The sequence below is a fragment of the Klebsiella michiganensis genome (assembly GCA_000963575.1).
Classification (GTDB): domain Bacteria; phylum Pseudomonadota; class Gammaproteobacteria; order Enterobacterales; family Enterobacteriaceae; genus Cedecea; species Cedecea michiganensis_A.
In genome coordinates, this window is record CP011077.1 from 3,499,008 (window position 1) to 3,517,502 (window position 18,495).

An 18,495-nucleotide genomic window follows, 5' to 3' on the forward strand; every position below is an offset into this window, starting at 1 on the left:
CTGCGTAATTGCGGATGTTACTGGACGAAATAAGCCGACGATTCAGGCTGAGACCGGCCCTCAACTGGAAACCCCCGCCAAATTTCCTTATCATTGGCGCTTCCCTTCTGAGCCACGCGAGTGACCCGTGCACGAAATTTTTACTATGCTGCTGGCGGTGTTCGATCGCGCGGCGCTGATGCTTATTTGCCTTTTCTTCCTGATTCGCATTCGTCTGTTCCGCGAATTACTGCACAAAAGCGCCCATACGCCTAAAGAGCTGCTGGCGGTCACCGCTATTTTCTCAATGTTTGCCTTGTTCAGTACCTGGTCAGGCGTGCCCGTTGAAGGTTCGCTGGTCAACGTGCGTATTATCGCGGTGATGTCCGGCGGGATCCTGTTTGGCCCCTGGGTGGGCATTATTACCGGGCTTATCGCCGGGACGCACCGCTACCTGATCGATATCGGCGGCATCACCGCTATCCCCTGCTTTATCACCAGTATTCTGGCCGGGATTATCTCAGGCTGGATCAACCGCAAGGTGCCGAAAGAGAAGCACTGGCGGGTGGGGATCATCGGCGGCATGCTGTGTGAAACGATGACCATGATTCTGGTTGTGCTCTGGGCGCCAAGCACCGCCCTCGGCCTCGATATCGTCTCCAAAATCGGCGTGCCGATGATCCTCGGCACGGTGTCTATCGGTTTTATTATCCTGCTGGTGCAAAGCGTTGAGGGCGAGAAAGAGGCCAGCGCCGCTCGCCAGGCCAAACTGGCGCTGGACATCGCCAACAAAACGCTGCCGCTGTTCCGCAAGGTTAACAGCGAGTCGCTGCGCCAGGTTTGCCAGATCATCCGTCACGACATCGATGCGGATGCGGTCGCCATCACCGATACCGAAAAAGTGCTGGCCTATGTCGGGCTGGGGGAAAATAACTACCACCAGAACGACCAGGCTTTCAGCCCTCGCACCCGTCAGGCATTGAAAGAGGGGCGCATAATCATTCGCAACGATGATGAAGCCTGGCGCACGCCGGAAATTCACTCCTTAATCATCATCCCGCTGTGGGAGAAAGGCGTGGTGACCGGCACCCTGAAAATCTATTACCGCCACGCCCACCAGATCACATCCACGCTTCAGGAAATGGCCGTTGGCCTGTCGCAGATTATCTCTACGCAGCTTGAGGTTTCCCGCGCGGAGCAGCTGCGCGAAATGGCCAACAAAGCCGAACTCAGGGCGCTGCAAAGCAAGATAAACCCGCATTTCTTGTTCAATGCGCTGAATGCGATATCCTCCTCAATCCGTATGAATCCGGACACCGCGCGCCAGCTTATCGTCAACCTGTCACGCTACCTGCGCTATAACATCGAACTGAACGACGACGAGCTGATTGATATCCGCAAGGAGCTTTATCAAATCAAGGATTACATTGCCATTGAGCAGGCGCGCTTTGGCGACAAGCTGACGGTGATTTATAACATTGATGAAGAGGTCAATTGCCGCATTCCAAGCCTGCTTATCCAGCCGCTGGTAGAAAATGCCATTGTTCACGGCATTCAGCCCTGTAAAGGTAAGGGCGTGGTGACGATAAGTATTGAAGAGAGCGGCAACCGGGTGCGCATTGCCGTGCGCGATACCGGCCACGGGATCGATCCTAAAGTGGTCGAGCGCGTGGAGAATAACGAGATGCCGGGGAACAAAATTGGCCTGCTGAACGTACATCACCGAGTGCAGTTACTCTACGGCGAAGGGCTGATCATCCGCCGTCTGGAGCCCGGTACTGAAATCGCCTTTTACGTGCCGCGCTTTATTCCTACCGCCGCGCCCCGCCCACTGGAAGGGAGAGAAGCATGAAGGTCATTATCGTAGAAGACGAGTTTCTGGCGCAGCAGGAGCTGAGCTGGCTTATTAAAAACCACAGCGAAATGGAGATTGTCGCCTCTTTCGACGATGGTATGGACGTGCTGAAGTATCTGCAGCATCACGAAGTTGACGCCATTTTCCTCGACATCAATATTCCGTCGCTGGACGGCGTGCTGCTGGCGCAGAACATCAGCAAATTTGCCCACAGGCCGTTCATCGTGTTTATTACCGCCTGGAAAGAGCATGCGGTGGAAGCCTTTGAGCTGGAAGCGTTTGACTACATTCTGAAGCCTTATCAGGAGTCGCGTATTATTGGCATGCTGCAGAAGCTTGAGGCCGCTTATCAGCAGCAAACCTCACAGCCTGCCGCAAACCACGAAAACCGCGATGCCACGACGATAAACCTGATCAAGGACGAGCGAATTATCGTTACCGACATCAACGACATTTACTACGCGGAAGCCCACGAGAAGATGACCTTCGTCTATACGCGCCGCGAGTCTTACGTCATGCCGATGAACATCACCGAATTTTGCAGCCGCCTGCCGGAGAGCCACTTCTTCCGCTGCCATCGCTCTTATGTAGTGAACCTGAGCAAAATCCGTGAAATAGAGCCGTGGTTTAACAATACCTATATTCTGCGCCTGCGTGACCTGGATTTTCAGGTACCGGTGAGCCGCAGCAAGGTGAAAGAGTTCAGGCAGTTGATGCGTCTGTAGAGAAGGGAATCTTGCGGGCGCAATGCGCCCGCAAGCTATTACAGGACGTGCCCCAGCGTCTGGCGCAGGTGTGCCCCGGCGCCCAGCAGCCCTGGCTTATCGTGAACGATGAGATAAACGGGAATATCCTTCACGAACTCTTTGAAGCGGCCTTTGTCTTCAAACCCACCGCGGAAGCCGGAAGCCTTAAAGAACTCCAGGAAGCGCGGCACGATACCGCCGGCGATATACACGCCGCCAAAAGTGCTCATGTTCAGCGCCAGGTTACCGCCGAAACGCCCCAGGATCACGCAGAACAGCGACAGCGCGCGACGGCAGTCGGTGCAGGTGTCGTCCACCGCTTTTTCGGTAATGTCCTTCGGCTGGTAGTTTTCCGGTTCGCGACCGTCGGCCTTAACAATGGCGCGATAGAGGTTGAGCAGGCCCGGTCCGGAGAGAATGCGCTCGTTGGAGACGTGCCCAAGTTCGTTGCGCAGCTGCTCCAGAATAATGCCCTCTTCTTCGCTGTTCGCCGCGAAATCTGAGTGTCCACCTTCGCCCGGCAGGCTGATCCAGCGTTTGTCGACGTGAACCAGGTGAGACACGCCCAGCCCGGTGCCCGCGCCGTAAACCACAACCGGTTTGCCTGCCACAGGCTCGCCGCCGCCGAACTGGATCAGATGCTCTTTTTTCAGCGCCGGAATCGCCATGGAAACGCCGGTAAAGTCGTTGATAATTTCCAGATGATCGAAGCCCAGGTTTTGCTTCATTTCGGCGGTGGAAAACGCCCAGGTGTGGTTGGTCATTTCCACCCAGTCCCCGTTTACCGGGCAGGCAATTGCCACACAGCCTGACTGCACGCTGATGTTATGTTCTTTGAGATAGTGCTGAATCACCGCTTCCAGGCTTGGAAAATCCAGGCCGGAGTAAGTCCTGGCCTGTGAAATATCGCCCGTGTTCAAATCGCATAGCGCCAGACGTGCATTGGTGCCGCCGACATCTCCCACCAAAGCATATTTTGTCATTCTCAAACAGCTCCGCTAAAGTCAGAATAAGTTCTGGCAACACTGTAAAATTAGCCAGCCGAAACAACAACGACCATCATCCAGGTGCGGCGCGATTGTTGAACCAGGTCACATTCTGGCTTTACCGTTTCAGCCCTATTTGCAATGCGGCTTAAGACTTTCCGTTTTTGCGCCGTGCGACTCCCTATTGTAAGGATTGACTATGCTCCATCCGCGAGCCAGAACAATGCTGGTACTTTCCATTCCGGCTCTGATTATTGGCGTCTTATCCAGCCTGGTGTTAATTGTCATCATGAAGGTCGCCGCTGTGCTGCAGGAGTACCTGTGGGTGACGCTGCCGGCCGGGCGCGGGTACGATCCTCAATCCCCATTTTGGATACTGCTTATTTTAACCCTGACCGGCGTCGCGGTCGGGCTGGTTATCCGGTTTTTGCCGGGCCACGGCGGGCCAGATCCGGCTACCGAACCGCTTATCGGGGCGCCCGTGCCGACAATGGCCATTCCGGGCCTGATTATGGCCCTGGTGATAGGCCTTGCCGGCGGCGTAAGCCTGGGGCCAGAGCACCCGATTATGGCGGTGAATATTGCACTCGCGGTGGCGCTTGGCGCCCGCGTTTTGCCGAAGGTTAGCCCGCTGGACTGGACTATCCTCGCCGCGGCAGGCACCGTTGGCGCATTATTCGGCACGCCGGTCGCCGCCGCGCTTATCTTTTCGCAAACCCTGGGGGGAAATAATGAAGTCCCGCTTTGGGACAGACTGTTCGCGCCGCTGATGGCCGCGTCGGCGGGCGCCTTAACCACCAGCATTTTCTTTCAACCGCACTTTGCCCTGCCGGTTGCCAGCTACCCCGAAATGCACATTGAAGATCTATTCAGCGGCGCGGTTGTCGCGGCTATCGCCATTGCGATGGGCATGGTCGGCGTCTGGTGCCTGCCGAGGCTGCACCGTCTGATGCACCAGCTAAAAAATCCGGTGCTTATTCTCGGCGCTGGCGGATTTTTGCTGGGTCTGCTGGGGATAATCGGCGGCGAAATCACGATGTTTAAAGGCCTGGATGAGATGCGGCAGTTGGCTATCTCCGGTTTTTCAGTATCGTCGCTGCTGCTGTTTGCCGTAGTGAAACTGGCCGCGCTGGTTATCGCCGCCGCCAGCGGTTTTCGGGGCGGACGTATCTTCCCGGCTGTTTTTGTGGGCGTGGCGTTGGGGATGATGCTGCACCAGCACGTTGAGGCGGTTCCCGCCGCGATTACGCTCTCCTGTGCCGTCCTTGGCATGGTACTTGTGGTGACGCGTGACGGCTGGCTGAGCCTGTTTATGGCGATGGCCGTAGTGCCGGACGTTAAACTCCTGCCCTTGCTGTGCATCGTGATGTTACCCGCCTGGCTCCTGCTGGCGGGTAAACCGTTGATGATGGCCGGGCGGCCAAACCGCTAATGCTCCATTTCCGAGTTGCGTTTACCCAGTGAGGTGGTGACAGCCCTAAGCAGCTCGGGAATGTCCTGCTTCGGCAGAACCACTTCCACCAGCGCCAGCCTCTCCGGGCTGGCCAGTTTCTCCAGCACTGCAGCAAGCTGAGACGTTTCGGTGACCCGCCAGCATTCGGCCAGGCTATCCACGTTCATCGCCTGCGGCAGGCGCGTCCAGTCCCACGCGGCGATATCGTTGTAGCGCTGTTCCGGGCCATGGATCGCCCGCTCAACCGTGTAACCATCGTTATTCAACAACAGGATGACCGGCTTCTGGCCGTCGCGCTGCATGCTGCCCAGCTCCTGAATAGTCAGTTGGGCTGAACCGTCGCCTATCAGCAGAAGCACGCGCCTGTTCGGCCATGCGGTTTGCGCCCCAAACGCCGCAGGTAGCGTAAAACCGATCGATCCCCACAGCGGCTGGACGATGAACGTCACGCCCGCCGGCAGGGTTAAGGCTGCGGCACCAAACGCCGCCGTGCCCTGGTCGGCCAGAATGATATCGCCAGGCTGTAAGGCGTCTTGCAGGGTTTGCCAGAAAGCGTGCTGGTCCAGCCAGTCACTGTCGCAGGCTGGAAGCCGCGGTGGCCTTTGCGTGGCCTCGGGCCAGGAAGCCGACTGCTTAGCACACAGCGGCTGCAAAATGGCGATGGCCTGCGCCATGGAGATTCCGCTAAACCAGCGCTCACCGACCCGCACCGACTCCGGCTGAACCTCGATCGTCTGCTGCTGGCTTAACTTCTGGCTGAAACCGGCGGTGATGGTATCGGTGAATTTCACGCCCACACAGATAACCAGCCCCGCGCTTTCAATCCCCTGCTTCACCTGCGGCGGGCTGGCCGCCCCGCTGTAGGTGCCCAGAAAACCGGGCTGACTTTCATCGAACAGCCCCTTCCCCATCAGCAGCGTAGCGTGAGGGATGGGCGCGCTCGCCATCCACTGCTGGAGCGTTTTTTGCTGCCCGTAACGCAGGGCGAGAAAGTCGGCCAGCAGCGCCACGCTTCGGCTTTCGGCAATTTTTGCCTGCGCACACTGGCGGAACGCTTCCAGAACTGCCGGTTCAGCCGCCGTTTCACTGGCAATCAGCCGCGTTGAGGGGCGCGTTGCCGGCGCCTCCGCGACGTCGCTCGGCAGTAACAGGTAACCAGGACGCTGCTGCCTCAGGGCTTCGAGTATTACACGGTCAATTTCGCTACAGGCATTGGCGGGCGTGAGCGAAGCCTGTGCGACAGAGACTTCTTCGGCAATACGCAGAAAGTGACGAAAATCTCCGTCACCTAAGGTGTGATGAAGCAGTTCGCCGCGCTGCTGGGCGCGGCTATTGGGGGCGCCAACGATATGAATGATGGGCAGGTGCTCGGCATAGCTGCCCGCCACGCCGTTAAGCGCGCTCAGTTCCCCCACGCCAAACGTGGTAAGCAGCGCCGCAGCGCCTTTGCAGCGGGCATAACCGTCTGCGGCGTAGGCGGCGTTCAGCTCATTAGCGCAGCCCACCCAGGCAAGCCTCGGATGCGCAATAACGTGATCCAGGAAAACAAGGTTGTAGTCACCGGGGACGCCGAAGAGATAATCGATCCCACCTTCGTTAAGCCGGTCAACAAGATAGTCTGCCACACAGTAGCGCATAGGATTTTCCTTCTATGAGGGCTTGCTGTGAGTATTGAGTAACCGGGATCGGTGTCGAGAATATATCCGATTTAAGGGGTGGCACGCGGAATTTACAGTGCATTACTGCGGACTCTGATGCACATTGACGTTGTGAAAACGCATACACTCAATGCTCTGCTACCCGAAAGGATGATAACAATGACCTGGCAGCCCAACCCCGAACGCTATACGTCTATGGAGTACCGCCGCTGCGGTCGCAGCGGCCTGAAACTGCCCGCAATTTCCCTTGGCCTTTGGCACAATTTTGGCGACGAAACGCTGCTGGAAACCAGCCGTCAACTGCTGAGAAAGGCCTTTGATCTTGGCATTACTCACTTTGATCTTGCCAATAATTACGGGCCACCGCCCGGTTCGGCTGAGGCGAATTTTGGGCGCATTCTACGGGAAGACTTTCAGGCCTGGCGCGACGAGCTGATTATCTCAACCAAAGCGGGCTACACCATGTGGGACGGGCCTTACGGCGACTGGGGTTCGCGCAAATATCTGATTTCGAGTCTCGATCAGAGCCTGAAACGTCTGGGGCTTGAGTATGTCGATATCTTCTATCACCACCGCCCGGATCCTGAAACGCCGCTGGAAGAGACCATGCGCGCCCTCGACCATGTGGTTCGTCAGGGCAAAGCGCTGTATGTCGGGATCTCTAACTATCCGGCAGATCGGGCGGAGCAAGCCATTAATATCCTGAACGAGCTCGGAACTCCGTGCCTTATCCACCAGCCACGCTATTCCCTGTTTGAGCGCTGGGTTGAAGGCGGCCTGCTGGATCTGCTGCAGGAAAAAGGCGTCGGCAGTATCGCTTTTTCCCCGCTCGCCGGTGGTCAGCTTACCGACCGCTATCTGGGCGGTATCCCCGTAGATTCACGCGCCGCCAGCGGCAGTCGTTTCCTGAATCCCGATCAGATTACGGAAGAGAAGCTGGCAAAAGTGCGCCGGCTGAATGCCCTGGCAGAGAAACGCGGGCAGAAGCTGTCGCAAATGGCGCTGGCCTGGGTGCTGCGTGATGACAAGGTGACTTCGGTACTTATTGGCGCGAGTAAAACCAGCCAGATAGAGGACGCCGTTGGCATGTTAAGCCAACGGCATTTCAGCGAGCAGGAACGAGCCGAAATCGAGGAAATTTTAGTGTAAACGCTTACCCTCCCTCCCGGGTTCACGCCGGTATTTGTGCAAAAAATGCTGCGTCACACGATTTAGGAATTGTGTAGTTCATCGGCCCGTTTGTCGGTTTGTAATATTGTGTTAACAAGCCGCAACACGGCTCTGAGAACCAGGGAGAGAAAGTATGTTCAGGTCACTAATGCTTGCCCTTGCCTTACTGGCCGCGGCGCCGATGGTGGCTAACGCGGGTGAAATCACCCTGCTGCCGTCGGTTAAATTACAGATTGGCGATCGCGATTATCGCGGTAACTACTGGGATGGCGGCAGATGGCGCGACCGCGACTACTGGCACCGGAACTATGAATGGCGCGATCGCGGCTGGCACCATCACCGTGGCTGGGATCGAGGCTGGGACCGCGGTCGGAGTAGCTACGAACGCGGCTACCGTGAAGGCTGGAACGACCGCGATGATCATCGCGGCAGAGGCCGGGGCCACGGTCACCACCACTGACAAAAAGGGCTGGATAATCCAGCCCTTTTCTCTTTATTTGGCAAGATTAGTTGCCAAACAGCGTCCCGAAAATTAACCACAGGTTGAGCGTCACCACCACCGCCACTATCGCCCAGCCGACCAGCTTCACCCAGCGCACGTTAACCAGGTCACCCATCAGCTTTTTGTCGCTGGTAAACACCAGCAGCGGCACCAGCGCCAGGGCAATGCCGAAGCTCAGCAGAACCTGACTCATGACCAGAATGCGCGTTGGGTCGAGCCCCATCATGATCACCACGAAAGACGGCGCCATGGTAATAGCCCGACGTACCCACAGCGGGATGTAGAACCGCACAAACCCCTGCATGACCACCTGCCCGGCAAGCGTCCCGACCACCGTGGATGACAAACCGGCCGCCACAAGGCTAAGTCCGAAAATCGTAGCAGCGGCATGGCTCAGCAGCGGTTCCAGCGTTTTATAGGCATCTTCCAGCTCGGCAACGCCGGTATGCCCGGTGAAGTGAAACGCCGCTGCGGCAGTTGCCATCATCGCCAGGTTGACGAAGCCGGCAATCGTCATCGCTATCGCCACGTCCCATTTAGTGGCGGAATAGCGCTCAGCCCGGTTGCCCGCGTGCAGGTGCTGAGTCAGGGAAGAGTGCAGATAAATCACATGCGGCATGATAGTCGCCCCCAGAACGCCGGCGGCAAGATAGACCGCCTCAGAGGTCGGCAGACTTGGGATAAGCATCCCTTTGCCCAGCGCCGCAACCTTCGGCTGGGAGAAAACCAGCTCAACGATGTAGGCCGCGGCCACAAACAGCAGCAGCCCGCCAATGACTTTTTCCAGCGGCTTTTGCCCGCGACTTTGCAGCATCAAAATCAGGAAAGTGGCTATCCCGGTCAGTACCGCCCCCTGTAACAAAGAGACGCCCAGAATCAGCTTAAAGCCAATAGCCGCCCCGATAAACTCCGCGAGATCCGTCGCCATGGCGATGATTTCTGCCTGAACCCAGTAAATCCACACCAGAGGACGAGGGTAATGATCGCGAATTTGCTCCGCGAGGTTCTTGCCGGTGGCGATCCCCAGTTTGGCCGAGAGTACCTGAATCAGCGCCGCCATCAGGTTTGCCCATACCACCACCCACAGCAGTTGATAGCCATAGCTCGCCCCGGCCTGGATATTGGTGGCGAAGTTACCGGGATCGATGTAGCCGATAGCGGCGATAAACGCCGGCCCCATCAACGCCAATCGCAGCTTGCGCGCGGTGCGTCCGGTATTGCTGTCAATGCGACTGCTTGTCATCTTCTGCCTCTGAGATATAGCCTTTGCTATGTTTCATGCTATCAAAGTGAGAATGGTTATCAAGTTCATTTAGTGCGGGGAAATTGATTTCTCTGATAGCCGAAAACGATATGCAGGAGGCGTGAGATGGTGAATCTGGATGCCGGTTAACGGATTAACATTTGGCCAACGTGTAAACTGACGACAAGCCATCTTAACGTAACTTTTAGCTTCTTTACTTAACATAGCAGAAATGTATAGTGGATCACTATTTTTGCGTTCCGTCACAGGTCATCACTATAGTGTGGAATTGATCTCGTTTTCTTATTGCTTGTTACATAGAATGTGCAACGAAATTAAACCTGCCTCATATTTGGAGCAAATATGTCCCGCGTTTTGCACTTTGTTTTAGCGCTTGCTGTGGTCGCGCTGCTGGCTTTGCTGGTTAGCCCTAACCGCAAGCAAATTCGTATTCGCTTTGTCATTCAACTGTTAGTGATCGAAGTGTTACTGGCCTGGTTCTTCCTGACCTCCGACGTCGGCCTGGGCTTCGTAAAAGGTTTCTCCGAGATGTTCGAGAAACTGCTCGGCTTCGCTAACGAAGGGACAAACTTTGTCTTCGGCAAAATGAACGACGAAGGCCTGGCTTTCTTCTTCCTGAAGGTGCTGTGCCCTATCGTCTTTATTTCTGCGCTGATCGGTATTCTGCAGCACATTCGTATTCTGCCGATTGTTATCCGCGCCATCGGTACCGTGCTTTCTAAAGTCAACGGTATGGGTAAGCTGGAATCCTTTAACGCCGTAAGCTCGCTGATTCTGGGACAGTCAGAAAACTTCATCGCCTATAAGGATATTCTCGGCAAGATGTCGCGCAACCGCATGTACACCATGGCGGCAACCGCTATGTCTACCGTGTCCATGTCAATTGTGGGTGCGTACATGACCATGCTGCAGCCAAAATACGTGGTTGCCGCGCTGGTGCTGAACATGTTCAGTACCTTTATCGTGCTGTCGCTGATTAACCCGTACCGCGTGGATGAGAAAGAAGAAAACCTGCAGATGTCTAACCTGCACGAAGGTCAAAGCTTCTTCGAAATGCTCGGCGAGTACATTCTGGCAGGTTTCAAGGTGGCGATTATCGTTGCCGCGATGCTGATTGGCTTCATCGCTCTGATTTCTGGCCTGAACGCGCTGTTCGCAGCCGTGCTGGGTATCTCCTTCCAGGGTATTCTGGGCTACATTTTCTACCCGGTAGCCTGGGTAATGGGCGTGCCATCAGGCGAAGCGCTGCAGGTCGGCAGTATCATGGCAACCAAACTGGTTTCCAACGAATTCGTTGCCATGATGGATCTGCAGAAGATTGCCAGCACCCTGTCTCCACGCGCCGAAGGCATCCTGTCCGTGTTCCTGGTTTCCTTCGCTAACTTCTCTTCTATCGGTATTATCGCCGGGGCAATTAAAGGCCTGAACGAAGAGCAAGGCAACGTGGTTTCCCGCTTCGGCCTGAAGCTGGTTTACGGCTCTACGCTGGTGAGTATCCTGTCGGCATCGATAGCCGCGCTGGTTATCTGATTATTGCCTATCAAAAAGCCGGTGCGGGTCACCGGCTTTTTTTATGCCTGCGATTCAGCCTCATCGCCCCAGCACACTCTGTTGCGCCCCTGCTGTTTCGCCATGTACAGACGAATATCCGCCTGGCTCTGAATGTGTTCCAGGCTCCCCTCAGGAGCTTCTTCATGGGAAGCGACACCCAGCGAGGCCGTCACCAATAGCGAAGAGCTGTCCTCCAGCTTAAGAGGTGTGTTCACCAGCATCTTGCGAACCCGCTGCGCCACGGCAATCGCCGCATGCAGATCGGTGTTAGGCAGGTAAATACAAAACTCTTCGCCGCCGATACGCCCGACGATATCCTGGGTGCGGATCGCCTGCTGGATGCAGCGCGTGGCATGGATAAGCACCCGGTCGCCGACCTGATGCCCAAAGCGGTCATTCACTTTTTTGAAATGGTCGAGATCCAGCTGAATCAGGGAGTAATCCACATATTGCGGGCTGATGCGACCGGTTGTCTCAAAGAAACCACGCCGATTTAATACGCCGGTCAGGTCATCGTGCAGCGCGTGCCGGTGCATTTCCTGCTGTAAATGGCCCATGTTGCGAATCAGCCGACAAATCATCCGGTGTGAGCCAAGCAGAATAAGAATGACGGTCAACCACATCACCACCAGCAGAACGCTAAACCGCCCAAAATCCTCGTGCAGCCCCTGCCGGATAGTCTGGATGCTGACAAGAATTGCCCCGGTCCCTGTGACACGCCCGAAAGTGGCATAGGCGTAGCCAAAGCGTAAAGTGCCCCGGGATTCATCGGTCAGCTTTTCAAGAATCGCCTGTCGCTGCGGCTCGCTGAGGCGATAGCCATTTTGCGAGCCAACGGGGCTGGTCAGCGGGTTCATCTGTTCATCAAAAAGCAGATAAGCGCTTTGCGTGTCGTCCGGCAAGGCGCTGGAGAGATACAGTCGAAGCGTTTCGGTCGTGACCGCGATACCAAACAGCCCAATCCATCGATCGTCAAAATCCACCGGAAGGGAGCCATTAATCAGCGTTTTGCCGGTATCGGCAATATTTTGCCGCGTCCAGAATGGCTCACGCCGCGGGTTTAACAGCGGCGAGCCGAGAACAAACGACCCCTGCATTGCCAGCGGGTTAGCGCTGTCGATAAGCAGTTTATTCACATCAGGAGAGAGAGACGCAATAAATGCGCCGGATCGCGACATGTAGTAAATGCTGGACGAAAGACGGTTGCTCCCGCCAGCCAGCGGAAAGAGATCCTGAATATCACGCAGAGCCTGATATTCCCGCTGCGTGATTTTTTCCCTCTCTTCTTTTGGCTTGTTTTTGAAAGGCTGAACGCTATCGGGGATCGGCAGGCTTTGTATATGCAGCGGCGACAGCATCTCTTTATTGCTGGCCCGGGAAGCCAGCTGCGATAGCGGAGTGAACTGCGGTTCATTCAGCGTTTCAATGAACATCCGCCGCAGATAACGCAGGTTGTCCATCTGATATTGAGATTTACTTTCAAGTCTGGCGATAACGCTTTCGAGGTGGCTGAGCTGGCTGGTGCGATAACCGTGGTTGAACAGCTCGCCCTGCTGCCAGAAAAGAAAAGTGATCAGCAGAAAGAGCGACAGAAAACACACATGGGTAATGCGCAGTGTTTTTACCATCGGCAAACGGACATGGCTAATCAACGACGTGCTCACGGTGATTCCTTTTTATGGTGCCAGGGAGAGCGTCAGTGCTTCAACTGCTGCAGAGGCTCGGGTTTCCCCACCAGATACCCCTGCAGGAACTGGACGCCAAGCTGCAGCAGGACGTCGCGCTGCTCTTCCGTTTCAACATACTCTGCGACGACGCTAAGCGACCTGGCCGCGGCCAGTTTGCAAATGGACTTCACTATCAGTTTGTCCATCACATCGCTGGTGATGTCGCGAACAAAGCAGCCATCTATTTTAATGATATCCGCCTGCAGGTTCTTCAGGCGTTCATAGTTAGCGTAGCCTGTTCCAAAATCATCGATAGCGATCTTAAAACCTTTCTCACGCAGCAGCGCGATATTTTGGTTAGATGTCTCCGAGTTTGAAAACGCCTGCTCTTCGGTGACTTCAATCACTACCGCACTGGTCGGCACCTTGTAAGCCTCAAACAGGTCGACAATCTGCTGGGCAATCTCTTTTTGCATTAGCGTTAGCGGCATCAAGTTGACCGAAAAACGCGTCTGCAGCATGTCGCCCGGGTGATTTGCAAGCCAGGCCAGCAACATCTTCATCACCATCATGTCAAAACGGGTGCTGAGGTTAAATTCGGCGACAATCGGAATAAATTTATCCGGAGTGATGTTCTGGCCGTCAATCAACAGTCGGCTGAGAATTTCGTGATAGCCTTTCCCCTCGCGGTTGACAATCGGCTGCGCGAAGAGCTGGAAGGCTTCTTCATCGATGGCTCGCTTAATCTTTTGTAGCAGCAATACCCGCTCGGTTGTCTGCCCGGAGACAGCCTGCAGTCTTGAATCAAGCCCCAGCACGCGCTGGGTGTCGCTGGCTTTTTCTGCCAGATAACTTAATTGCCCCAACATACGCTGCAGTTCTTTCGGGGAATCAACGATCCCCCAGGAAGCCCCGTATTCAATTTCAAGGGAAGTATTGTGCCAGGGGATTTTTTTATTGTTCAGTTGCTCAACAAAATAGGTCAGACGGGCTTCTGTTTCCTCTTCTTGCAAAAACAAAAGCAGCTCACTGCCCGGCAGCTGAAATATCTTCTCCCCTTCCAGCAGCCAGGGTTGTAATTCTCTGGCAATGGTTTTCTTGCAGTAAATACGCATCATCATGCCGTAATGTCGGCTAAGGAACTCAAAGTTCGCCATTCGCAGGCAGCAAAGTGCGCCGGTTGGATAGGTGAGGATATGTTCCTCCAGCGCGCGTAAATTAGGTAATTTTGTTAAGGGATCGGTCTGTGCTTGCAGGTGATAAACGCGCTTCATCCATTCATTTTTATGATAGGAAATAGCCATATACAAAAGGCATACGGTAAAGGAGATAAAGACTGACAGAATAAAGGACAGCGCATATTGCGTATTTACGCCCTGCAAAAAACTGGTGTTGTAAGTTAATAACACCCACGCCGAAATACCCCACAGCAGCGACACCAGCCTTGCGTCAAGGCGACGTATCCCGAGGGTAAACAGCACAAAGATAACCGGGACCAGATAGCCGGAAATCAGCTCACTTTGCCACGGCGAGCACATCAGTACCAGGTACAGTGCCCAGGCAACCAGCCAGCATGGTGTATAAAATCGGTGCTTATCCTGCCTGTAGTGCCGCACGCAGCGCCGCCAGAATCCGGCTGCAAAATGTGGGTTCAGCACCATACGTAGAGGGTAATAGAAAAGCGGCGTGAAGATAAGCGAGGCCACGACAAGATTCAGCACATCGACAATCATATAGATTACCGAACCGCCGCCAAAGAAGGGCGCCAGCTCAGGCGGATACGCAATGGCTTTACCCATGAGGTACATCAGCAGCTTAATGGTGAACGGCGCAGCAAAACCAAGCCAGAAAATACGCTGCCCCATCCCTTTATTGGGTAGCCCGAAACGCCAGCGTCGCCCCACGTAGTAGCGGGTAATTAAACCGGCAAGCAGTAAAGGAAATAGCAGACAGAAAATAAAAGCAACCAGCGGCCCAAGCGATAAATCCAGCAGCCAACTGTAAATAATCAACGACCCTAGCGTTAACGGAAAAACAGCATGTCGCCCATAAATAATAATCATTGCCATTATAAAACTTAACGGCAGATAGGCGAGATAGGTTTTATGTCCATCCACGAGGGTTGTGGGTGAAATATAACGAGAAAATGGAATAAGGAGCAAACACAACGCCAGGGAAATCGCTATTTTTCTTATCGTCTTGTAAATAATCATAGGCCCTGGTGTTAACTTTATGTAGTTGTTGAAACAGTGTTTTTCGCTGGTTAGGGTACGTTTATTTATTGAGCGAATCAAGTTTAAGGCATGTGTAAAAAGCAATCTTACCGTACTGCAGAAATAATAGAACAAGCCGACATAAGTAGAGCGTTTTTTACCGAGGGGAAGTTAAAAGCAAGAATTTTTTAGCCTGAAAAGCAAAAACCCCCGCCGAAGCGAGGGTTTTAAATTTTGGTGGAGCTAAGCGGGATCGAACCGCTGACCTCTTGCATGCCATGCAAGCGCTCTCCCAGCTGAGCTATAGCCCCACTGACAGGTGCTGATTTTACGGTACCAATCTGCTGGTGAAGATTTGGTGGAGCTAAGCGGGATCGAACCGCTGACCTCTTGCATGCCATGCAAGCGCTCTCCCAGCTGAGCTATAGCCCCAAACCGTAAAGACCTTGTCGTGTTGACGGGCGGCATAATATGAAACCCCACATAGCGTGTCAACGGCAATTTGTTCTTCCGCGATCAATCGCCTAAAAAGCCATCGCCTCAGGCAATTCCAGGTTGCATATCATCCCGATGTGGTTAATTCTGTCACAGTTTCACGTTAGTCAGTTCAATAAAATGAACCACTAATAAAGCCGTTTCGGCCGCAATGAAAAGGAATCACTGTGCTCAAGGAAAGAATGACACCTGAAGAACTGGCCGTTATCACCGGCTACAGCCGCCAGACCATCAATAAGTGGGTTCGTAAAGAAAATTGGGAGACCTCACCTAAGCCCGGCGTTCAGGGCGGCAAGGCGCGGCTGATCCATATCGATGAGCAGGTCAGGGAGTTTATCAACAGCACCCGGCGAGTGACGGATAATACCCCCCGCTATGGCACAACGGACGCCTCACTGGAAAATCTGCTGATTAACTCAGTCCAGCAAATGTCCGACAGCGAGCAGAAAAAGATGTCTGCCATGCTGCTGCGAGACGGAATTGCCGGTTTACTTACGCGCCTGGGTATCCGCGATAACGAGTAATTGCCCGGCGATTTCCTGTCGACGCCAGGGAAAATAAAGGATTGCAGATGTTCAAGGAAAAAATGACCGCCGACGAACTGGCGGAAATGACGGGTTACACTCGCCAGACGATCAACAAATGGGTACTGAAGCATAACTGGGAAACCTCTGATAAACGTGGCGTCCCGGGCGGTAAAGCAAGATTTATTTATATCTCAGAGCAGGTGAAAACGTTTATCTACAACACCCGCAAAATGAGTGAGAGAGCGGCATCGTATAGCGTCCTGCGAACGCCGCTGGAACAGCTGATGCTGAACGCCCTGCGTACTTTATCCAAAGAAGAACAGAAAAAAATGACCGCGATTCTTGAGCGTGAAGGAAGCGAAGGTCTGCTAAAACGCCTCGGCATCCAAAAGGATGAATAAATAAAAAAGCCGGTGACTCAGCCCCGGCTTTTTGCTTTCTGCGACGCTTACTGCTGAGCTTCACGCTCGCTGATAAAATCGAGGGCTTTGTTGATGCGGGCCACGGAACGCTGTTTACCAATCGCATGCACGGTCACATCAAGGCCAGGAGACTGGCCAGCGCCGGTCACGGCGACACGCAGCGGCATCCCAACTTTCCCCATCCCGACTTCCAGCTCATCGGCTGTGGCCTGAATAGCGTGGTGAACGTTTTCTGCGTTCCAGTCGCTCAGCGCGGCCAGTTTGTCACGCACCACTTCCAGCGGCTGACGCGCAACCGGGCGCAGGTGCTTCTTCGCAGCATCGGCGTCAAACTCGCTGAAGTCTTCGTAGAAGTAGCGGCAGGTCTGCGCCATCTCTTTCAGGGTTTTACAGCGCTCGCCCAGTAGTTTCACCAGCTCTGAAAGCTGCGGACCGTTGCGCGTATCAATGTTTTCCTGCTCGATATGCCATTGCAGGTGCGTTGCCACGTACTCTGGCTCCAGCGTATTGATGTAATGGTGGTTCAGCCACTGCAGTTTTTCAGTATTGAAAGCGCTGGCTGACTTGCTTACCGCGTTCAGGCTGAACATCTCAATCATCTCTTCACGAGAGAAGATCTCCTGGTCACCGTGGGACCAGCCCAGACGCACCAGATAGTTAAGCAGCGCTTCCGGCAGGTAGCCGTCGTCGCGGTACTGCATCACGCTAACCGCCCCGTGGCGCTTAGACAGTTTTTTACCGTCGTCGCCGTTGATCATCGAAACGTGAGCATAAAGAGGAACCGGCGCGTTCAAAGCCTTCAGGATATTGATCTGGCGCGGCGTGTTGTTGATATGGTCTTCACCACGGATAACGTGGGTGATCTCCATATCCCAGTCGTCCACCACCACACAGAAGTTATAGGTTGGAGAACCGTCGGTACGGCGAATGATCAGATCGTCCAGCTCCTGGTTGCTGAATTCGATCGGGCCACGAATCTGGTCATCAAAGATGACGGAACCTTCCTGTGGGTTGGCAAAACGCACAACGCACGGTTCGTCATCGGCATGGTGCTCGTGGCTGTGGCGGCAACGGCCGTCATAACGAGGCTTCTCGTTATTGGCCATCTGCTCTTCACGCAATGCCTCAAGGCGCTCTTTAGAGCAATAGCACTTATACGCCGTGCCCGCGGCCAGCATTTCGTCGATAGCCTGGTTGTAACGATCAAAACGCTTGGTCTGATAGTACGGGCCCTCATCCCACTGCAGGCTCAGCCAGTTCATCCCGTCCATAATCGCTTCGATGGCTTCCGGGGTTGAACGCTCGAGGTCGGTGTCTTCTATACGCAGCACAAACTCGCCTTTGTTATGACGAGCAAAAAGCCAGGAGTAGAGAGCAGTACGGGCACCGCCAACGTGCAGATAGCCTGTTGGGCTTGGCGCAAAGCGAGTTTTGATTTTCATTAAACGGCCTTAGTTACACATATTTGCCGGCAAAGCGGCAATTGCCAGGGAAAATTAACAGGCAACATTCTATCACTGTGCGCTAATTCCTCAATGTTGATGCCTGTAGATAGCCGGAAAGTAGAGAATTTGATGATAAATCAAACGCCAATGCCTGTTTCTTGATCGCATCGTTTAATTTTAAGACGAACGAATAAAAACTTTAGAAAATGCGTTGACTCATTTTCAACTGTCCCTATAATGCGACTCCACAAACCGGGGGTGATTAGCTCAGTTGGTAGAGCATCTCCTTTACACGGAGGGGGTCGGCGGTTCGAGCCCGTCATCACCCACCACTCTTTAAGAGTGACCTGGAATGTAAAGTAAGAGATTTAGAGATGGGTGATTAGCTCAGTTGGTAGAGCATCTCCTTTACACGGAGGGGGTCGGCGGTTCGAGCCCGTCATCACCCACCATCTCCTCTTACAGAATTAGCAGTACCGAAGTTTGGGTGATTAGCTCAGTTGGTAGAGCACCTCCTTTACACGGAGGGGGTCGGCGGTTCGAGCCCGTCATCACCCACCAT

At 54.3% G+C, this 18,495-nt stretch carries 14 protein-coding genes and 5 tRNA genes; 11 read left to right on the forward strand and 8 right to left on the reverse strand.

Annotation, left to right across the window (positions count from 1 at the left end):
* Window positions 1-127 precede the first annotated feature (127 nt).
* A complete protein-coding gene (locus tag VW41_16110; GenBank protein ID AJZ90436.1) occupies window positions 128-1,831 on the forward strand; it encodes a membrane protein in 1,704 nt (567 codons plus the stop codon).
* Complete coding sequence (locus VW41_16115; protein ID AJZ90437.1) at window positions 1,828-2,559, forward strand: LytTR family transcriptional regulator; 732 nt, start codon at window positions 1,828-1,830, stop codon at window positions 2,557-2,559. Before VW41_16110 ends, VW41_16115 begins: the two co-directional genes overlap by 4 nt.
* A 38-nt stretch (window positions 2,560-2,597) precedes the next feature.
* Here the strand turns inward: VW41_16115 and glk are convergent, their stop codons facing one another.
* A complete protein-coding gene (glk, locus tag VW41_16120; protein ID AJZ90438.1) occupies window positions 2,598-3,563 on the reverse strand; it encodes a glucokinase in 966 nt (321 codons plus the stop codon).
* A gap of 202 nt (window positions 3,564-3,765) precedes the next feature.
* Here glk and VW41_16125 point away from each other — a divergent pair, with 202 nt between their 5' ends.
* The gene (locus VW41_16125) at window positions 3,766-4,998 is read left to right on the forward strand and encodes an ion channel protein (GenBank protein AJZ90439.1); all 1,233 of its coding nucleotides are present in this window, start codon (window positions 3,766-3,768) and stop codon (window positions 4,996-4,998) included.
* On the opposite strand, the gene VW41_16130 is transcribed toward VW41_16125, so the two are convergent.
* The gene (locus tag VW41_16130; GenBank protein AJZ90440.1) at window positions 4,995-6,656 is read right to left on the reverse strand and encodes an indolepyruvate decarboxylase; all 1,662 of its coding nucleotides are present in this window, start codon (window positions 6,654-6,656) and stop codon (window positions 4,995-4,997) included. The two genes, VW41_16125 and VW41_16130, sit on opposite strands and share 4 nt — an antisense overlap.
* A 180-nt stretch (window positions 6,657-6,836) precedes the next feature.
* On the opposite strand from VW41_16130, the gene VW41_16135 reads away from it, so the two are divergent.
* The gene (locus VW41_16135) at window positions 6,837-7,826 is read left to right on the forward strand and encodes an L-glyceraldehyde 3-phosphate reductase (protein AJZ90441.1); all 990 of its coding nucleotides are present in this window, start codon (window positions 6,837-6,839) and stop codon (window positions 7,824-7,826) included.
* A 154-nt stretch (window positions 7,827-7,980) separates the two neighbouring features.
* The gene (locus VW41_16140; protein ID AJZ90442.1) at window positions 7,981-8,307 is read left to right on the forward strand and encodes a hypothetical protein; all 327 of its coding nucleotides are present in this window, start codon (window positions 7,981-7,983) and stop codon (window positions 8,305-8,307) included.
* A 46-nt stretch (window positions 8,308-8,353) separates the two neighbouring features.
* Here VW41_16140 and VW41_16145 read toward each other — a convergent pair whose 3' ends face one another.
* On the reverse strand, window positions 8,354-9,592 hold the full coding sequence (locus VW41_16145; protein AJZ90443.1) for a manganese transport protein MntH: 1,239 nt from the start codon (window positions 9,590-9,592) through the stop codon (window positions 8,354-8,356).
* Between the two features lie 363 nt (window positions 9,593-9,955).
* On the opposite strand from VW41_16145, the gene VW41_16150 reads away from it, so the two are divergent.
* Window positions 9,956-11,143, forward strand: a complete 1,188-nt coding sequence (locus VW41_16150; GenBank protein AJZ90444.1) for a nucleoside permease — start codon at window positions 9,956-9,958, stop codon at window positions 11,141-11,143.
* Window positions 11,144-11,184: 41 nt separating this feature from the next.
* Here the strand turns inward: VW41_16150 and VW41_16155 are convergent, their stop codons facing one another.
* From VW41_16155 to VW41_16170, 4 genes are all read right to left on the reverse strand, one after another.
* Window positions 11,185-12,828: a diguanylate cyclase gene (locus VW41_16155; protein ID AJZ90445.1), complete on the reverse strand. Its 1,644-nt coding sequence runs from the start codon at window positions 12,826-12,828 to the stop codon at window positions 11,185-11,187.
* 32 nt (window positions 12,829-12,860) lie between these two features.
* Window positions 12,861-15,044, reverse strand: a complete 2,184-nt coding sequence (locus tag VW41_16160; GenBank protein ID AJZ90446.1) for a hypothetical protein — start codon at window positions 15,042-15,044, stop codon at window positions 12,861-12,863.
* Window positions 15,045-15,279: 235 nt separating this feature from the next.
* Window positions 15,280-15,355, reverse strand: a tRNA-Ala gene (locus tag VW41_16165).
* A gap of 45 nt (window positions 15,356-15,400) precedes the next feature.
* A tRNA-Ala gene (locus VW41_16170) sits at window positions 15,401-15,476 on the reverse strand.
* Between the two features lie 230 nt (window positions 15,477-15,706).
* On the opposite strand from VW41_16170, the gene VW41_16175 reads away from it, so the two are divergent.
* Entirely contained in the window at window positions 15,707-16,063 is a 357-nt protein-coding gene (locus VW41_16175; protein AJZ90447.1) for a hypothetical protein, read from the forward strand.
* Between the two features lie 47 nt (window positions 16,064-16,110).
* Complete coding sequence (locus VW41_16180) at window positions 16,111-16,467, forward strand: hypothetical protein (GenBank protein AJZ90448.1); 357 nt, start codon at window positions 16,111-16,113, stop codon at window positions 16,465-16,467.
* 47 nt (window positions 16,468-16,514) lie between these two features.
* On the opposite strand, the gene gltX is transcribed toward VW41_16180, so the two are convergent.
* On the reverse strand, window positions 16,515-17,930 hold the full coding sequence (gltX, locus tag VW41_16185) for a glutamyl-tRNA ligase (protein AJZ90449.1): 1,416 nt from the start codon (window positions 17,928-17,930) through the stop codon (window positions 16,515-16,517).
* A 259-nt stretch (window positions 17,931-18,189) separates the two neighbouring features.
* Here gltX and VW41_16190 point away from each other — a divergent pair.
* The 3 genes from VW41_16190 (at window position 18,190) to VW41_16200 (ending at window position 18,494) form a co-directional block, all read left to right on the forward strand.
* A tRNA-Val gene (locus VW41_16190) sits at window positions 18,190-18,265 on the forward strand.
* Window positions 18,266-18,309: 44 nt separating this feature from the next.
* Window positions 18,310-18,385, forward strand: a tRNA-Val gene (locus tag VW41_16195).
* A 33-nt stretch (window positions 18,386-18,418) separates the two neighbouring features.
* Window positions 18,419-18,494: transfer RNA gene (locus VW41_16200), tRNA-Val, on the forward strand.
* Window position 18,495 lies beyond the last annotated feature (1 nt).